The organism is Mycoplasma pogonae, assembly GCF_054170725.1.
The window spans coordinates 1-5,179 of the sequence record NZ_JBSWZS010000025.1 but is presented as its reverse complement, the minus strand read 5'-3'; the positions used below and the strand labels follow the sequence as shown (position 1 = coordinate 5,179).

Genomic DNA, 5,179 nt, shown 5'->3' with positions numbered 1-5,179 from the left:
TTCAATTTTCCATTGACCTTTTCAACTTCAATTAAATTATATGTAATTCTTTCTGAATTACGCTGAAATTTGTCAGCCTGTGCCTTAGAAATTTTGCCAGGGTGAAGATCATTGTTACTTTCAGCCATTTTTGGCCTCCTTTTACATTTTATTTCTGATAATTAAAAAATTTAAAATAAGATGTAGAGACGACAGGCTTTTTCTCCCTACATTTATATATCGCGAAAAACAAACCATTTTAATAAAAAATTTTTTAAGTTTTAGAAAAAAAGTGTAAAAATATTTGGTTTTTTAGTACTTTTTTAAAAAATAGTAAAATCAACTTTTTTAAAGAGGTAATTAAAATAAAAAAATACAACAACATGATTTTGTTGTTGTATGCAAAAATAAATTAATAAATATTTTAGCGTTCAGGTTTTTGTTGTGGTCGAGGTAATGGTAAGCGTTTATGTTGAGTAATTTGATGTTGATATTCAATTTTAGCAATTATTTCATCCGCTAGTATCGATTTATCAGTTACATATTGATCAAAATCCTTGTAAGTAAATCCCAATTCAGCTTCATCGGTTTGTCCTTCTCATAAACCAGCTGAAGGTGCTTTATCTAAAATACTTTGGGGAATATCAGCATATTGAGCTAATTGGTAAACCTCGCCTTTAGTTAAGTTAACAATCGGTAGTAAATCAACCCCACCATCGCCATATTTAGTAAAATAACCTAGAAAGTATTCAGCATAGTTATCAGTTCCTAAAACTAAAGCATTTTTTTCTTGAGCATAAGCATATAAGGTCGTCATGCGTAAACGCGGCTTAATATTAGCTAGTGCAATTGGTTTTACAATTGGTAACTCTGATAAAAATGTTTGGTAGGTGTCGTTTAAATCAATAATTTCAAAGTTTAGATTTAGTTTTTGCACTAATTTTAAAGCATCAGTTTGATCCTGAGGGTTAGAATCTGCAGGCATAATGATTCCTCAGGCATTTTCTCCCATGGCAGCCTTAGCGATTGCTGCTACCAAAGCAGAATCAACTCCACCAGACAAGCCAACGACAACAGCTTCCATTTTAGCTTTTTTAACTTCTTCACGCACCCATTCAACAAGGTAATTAAAATATTTTTCTACATTCATATTATCTACTAATTTTACTAGAAAAAATTATAAAACTTATTTAAAAGCATTTAAAAATAGAAAATAAAATTTTTTTCAAAAAAGTAATACAAAATATTATAATATGTAAATATTTTTGTTAAAAAGGCTTTTTAAAACAAAATTAATAGTTAATTTAGTGAAAATTAAGTTAATTAGTTTAAAATTTTAAAAACAAAGCTACTTAAATTTTAATAAGTAACTTCAACGCCAATTACTTTAATTTATTATTATATTATAATAAGGAGTCTAATGTCCTTTTCCAAAAAAGTTTTTAAGCTGTTTACTTTAGCAGTAACTCCAGTTGCTATGATTTCTACTTTGGTGGCTTGTGCTAATCCCGATAATGAAGTTATTAGGCCTGAACCCCAGCCAGTAAATCCACCAATTGTTTCGCCAGGAGAATTTGCAATTTCAAGTTTATCAATTGGTAATATGAATAATCGTGCTTTTAAAAAAATTCATATTTATGATACTACTACAAAAAATATAATTGATATTTCACAAGATGTGAAATATATTGGTTTTCAAGCTGAAGCATTAAACACTTTGGAACAAAATCGTGTAGCACAATTATTTGTTAATTCACCTTATAATGTTGCTGTAAGTTTATATAATGAAAACTTTGGAATTGATACAACAAACAAAAGCTTGTATCAACCTTTATATCTAGCCAATAATGAACAAGTCAAGTTTTTAGAAAAGCTATTACAAAGCACTAAAAAAGAACATGCTGGATTTTTATTGTTAAATAAAATTAATCCTGCATTGCAAAATTTTTTAACTACAAAACAAGTGGAGTTAACTACCATTCAAGATCGTTTAACAACAAACATTTATTATGTATTGCCAGTAGAGCAAGTGAATAATTGACTAACTTATGTTGATTTAGAAACTAAAAAGCAATCGAAAGTAACTAAAAAATTAAACTTGCTATTAAGTGAAAATTTACCATTAAAAATTACTTTAACAACCAAAGAACCAAAAGATTGACCACTTGGTAAAGCTTTTGTACCTTCCGAAATTAGCCTAACTAATAATTGACAATATATTTTGTATAGATCAAAATCAGGTGAAGTTAGCGTTTTAGCAAAAAGCTTTCAAGATTATTATAAAATTAATCCTGAAATTTATCAAATTTTAGAAGCTACAGCTACCCAAGCTGAAGACTTTAGCACTAAAGTTTTTAAATGATCTACTAAAGACTCTGAAGTGATTAATAAATTACTAAAAGAATTACCCCCTTCTAATCAAGAAGAAGCTTTTGCAATTATTTTAAAACCAAACACTAATATTAGCTTATTAAATTTAAATGAAGTGTTAAATTCAAAATGAATTAATAATTCCAACTACCTCGTTTCACCAATAATAACTATAAAAAACGATAAATATCAAATTACATTTGAAATTGAGGGTTAATTTTTTTATAACTAACTTCTTCGGAGGGTTTTTTATTCAAAAAGTTCAAATTTTGAACTACTAAATTTAAAAAATAGATCCTTAATTATATAAGGATCTATTTTAATTTATATTTTGTCAAATTTATTATGAACCTCTGTTCTAGAAACGTTTTTATATATTGAATATCTTGTGCCATATTTATCTCCAAAAAGCCCATATCCTATATCATATCAACCTAGAACAAAAAAAGTGAACCTCTCCAAGTTTCACCCGCCCTAATATTGGGGCGGGTTTAATCTTTTATAGTTCACTTTTTTATTATGGCAAAGCATTTAAAATTATCAGAATGATTGGAATATTTTGAAATATATGACAAAAGTTATGGTTCTCTTCCTACTTTTTGAAAATGATATTACAATAAATTCAACAGAAAAAATACCAAAAAAAATAAAAAAAATTTACAACAAATTAGAAGATTGAGAAAAATTTGAAATTTTTAAAAGATATAATAAAATAACTAATGAAAAATCTAAAAATAATAAAAACAAAAAAGATTAATCTTTAAATATTAAGCAAGTTAAAAAAATTGAATTTTTTCAATTATCTAAATCTGGAATGCAAAATTACAAACAAAAAAATAAATAACATTAAGTAAAAAGAAATTGAAAATTAAAAAATTATCCTTGAATTTTTTAACAAAAATAAAGGTATTTATGGTAAACAAAAATTGGCTGCTTACATTAAAAATAATTATCAAATTAAAATAAATTATCGTACTTTAGGTAGAAAAATGCAGCAATTAAGTTTATTTTGCAAAATTCGACAAAAAAGAAAAGCTAGAGAAATTAAAAATACTAATGTAAAATTTTTTGATTTGGTGTAGAACATGATTATCACGATACTGCAGATAAAAATATTGTTGCAAAAGATATTACTTATATTCTTGCACCTAGAGATATAAATGTAAATCATGTTTATTTATCATAGCAATTCATCAAAAAACTAAAAAAATTCTTTCTTGAAATTTAAATGAAATTAACAATACTGAATTTATTTTAGAGCACCACAAAGAAATTAATTATTTTATAAATGTATAAATCATTTATATATAACAAATTTCAATAATAATATTTTGAATTTGTAAATGTGGCTAAAAATAAAAATACAACATTATCGATCTCTATAGTGAGTAACTTATTAGACAATTGTGAAGTGGAGTATTTTTTCTTGTATAAAATTTAAATAATTAAATTTTATTAACATTTCCAAAATTACTTTTAAAAAATTAAAACAAAAAATTCAAACAAATATTGATTTATATAATAATGAGTGAATTCACAATTAATTTTAGATTGAAAAACCCCTCAGAATTTCTGAGAGGTTCACACTATTTAAAAATGTTCACTTTTTTGTCCTAGTTTAAATTATTTTGATGAATCATTTTTTATTTCTGCATTCTCTTTTATTTTATATAATGTATCACTTAAATAAGTATATCCATCAATTTGTTTTGGGTAAACATAATTCGGGTTTCTTAAAAATTTTGAAGGATTTTTAGGAGAAATTTTGAATGAATAATCTGTACCAAATCAAAAGCCTAAAATTACATTAAGTTCTTTTGTTAAAGCTACTAATTCATCATTGGTATTACTATTTTGATAATATAATCAAAATTCAGAAAAATTTAATTTAATATCAAAATTTTTATTATCTCCTATTAATCATGAATATCCTCCATCTTTTCTAATTTCGCTTAATGGCATTTTTCCATAATCTTCAATTTTCTTAACACCAGCAGGGAAGTTATTCGTAAATTTTTGCATTTCATTCACTACTTTAACTAAACTTGGGAATGAATTTTTAAAGTTTTCATCATTTTTTTTATTTCACACTTGACCAAGCATTGGTAAAAAACTTGTTCTTGAATATTGATCAGTTAAAAATTTAAATGCAGCCCCTATACCATTATAAATATAATTATAACCTGCAATAGCAAAAGTTGGGCTTAAATTATAACCTCTAATTTTAGTTAATTCATCAGCTTTTGTGTTATCTTGCCCTACTTCTTTATAAATAATATCTAATCTATCGTCTAATTCATTTAACGCATTAGCCATATTTTGATAAGCGAATAATTCTTTAGAATTTTTAAATATTGAATAAAATATAAATTTTAATTTTTTATTATTAAATTCAGGATTTTCTTCATAAAGTTTATCTAAAAATTTTTTCATCTCAGTTTTTAATTCATCAAACTTAGACGATTTATATTTTGAAACATTATCACTTAAATCTACAGGTTTATCAAAATCTTCGTTATATGTTTTATATGCAAATCTTCTGCCATCTGTTGAAAAAGAAAAATATTCATTAACACTATCTCCATAATCACCTAGTGTTTTTTTTGGTTTATTTAAAGAATCTTTTCCACCAATAAGATTATCAGGAGCAAAAAACGGTAAATAAAATTCTTGTTTTTTATTAATACTTTCTGCAAATGCAGCAAAATTTAATGCATTTGAAATTATTGATCTAAATGTTAATCCGCCACCAACTCAAAAATATTCATTTTCATCTTTATTATTATTATTATTATTATTATTATTATTATTATTATTATTATTATTATTA

At 24.8% G+C, this 5,179-nt stretch carries 5 protein-coding genes; 3 read left to right on the top strand and 2 right to left on the bottom strand.

The annotated features are described in order from the left end of the window. Positions 1-403: 403 nt before the first annotated feature. Positions 404-1,129 carry an NAD(+) synthase gene (nadE, locus tag ACW95P_RS04955; protein ID WP_457962163.1) on the bottom strand — a complete coding sequence of 242 codons (726 nt, stop codon included), beginning with the start codon at positions 1,127-1,129 and terminating at the stop codon, positions 404-406. 270 nt (positions 1,130-1,399) lie between these two features. Here nadE and ACW95P_RS04950 point away from each other — a divergent pair, with 270 nt between their 5' ends. The 3 genes from ACW95P_RS04950 (at position 1,400) to ACW95P_RS04940 (ending at position 3,431) form a co-directional block, all read left to right on the top strand. Continuing rightward, positions 1,400-2,566 (top strand): hypothetical protein, encoded by a 1,167-nt coding sequence (locus ACW95P_RS04950; protein WP_457962162.1) that lies wholly within the window; start codon positions 1,400-1,402, stop codon positions 2,564-2,566. Positions 2,567-2,929: 363 nt separating this feature from the next. Further along, positions 2,930-3,106: a hypothetical protein gene (locus ACW95P_RS04945; RefSeq protein WP_457962161.1), complete on the top strand. Its 177-nt coding sequence runs from the start codon at positions 2,930-2,932 to the stop codon at positions 3,104-3,106. A gap of 118 nt (positions 3,107-3,224) precedes the next feature. After that, positions 3,225-3,431 carry a helix-turn-helix domain-containing protein gene (locus tag ACW95P_RS04940; RefSeq protein WP_457962164.1) on the top strand — a complete coding sequence of 69 codons (207 nt, stop codon included), beginning with the start codon at positions 3,225-3,227 and terminating at the stop codon, positions 3,429-3,431. A gap of 541 nt (positions 3,432-3,972) precedes the next feature. Here the strand turns inward: ACW95P_RS04940 and ACW95P_RS04935 are convergent. Then, the coding region (locus tag ACW95P_RS04935; protein ID WP_457962160.1) for an OppA family ABC transporter substrate-binding lipoprotein at positions 3,973-5,179 on the bottom strand (1,207 nt) is incomplete at its 5' end.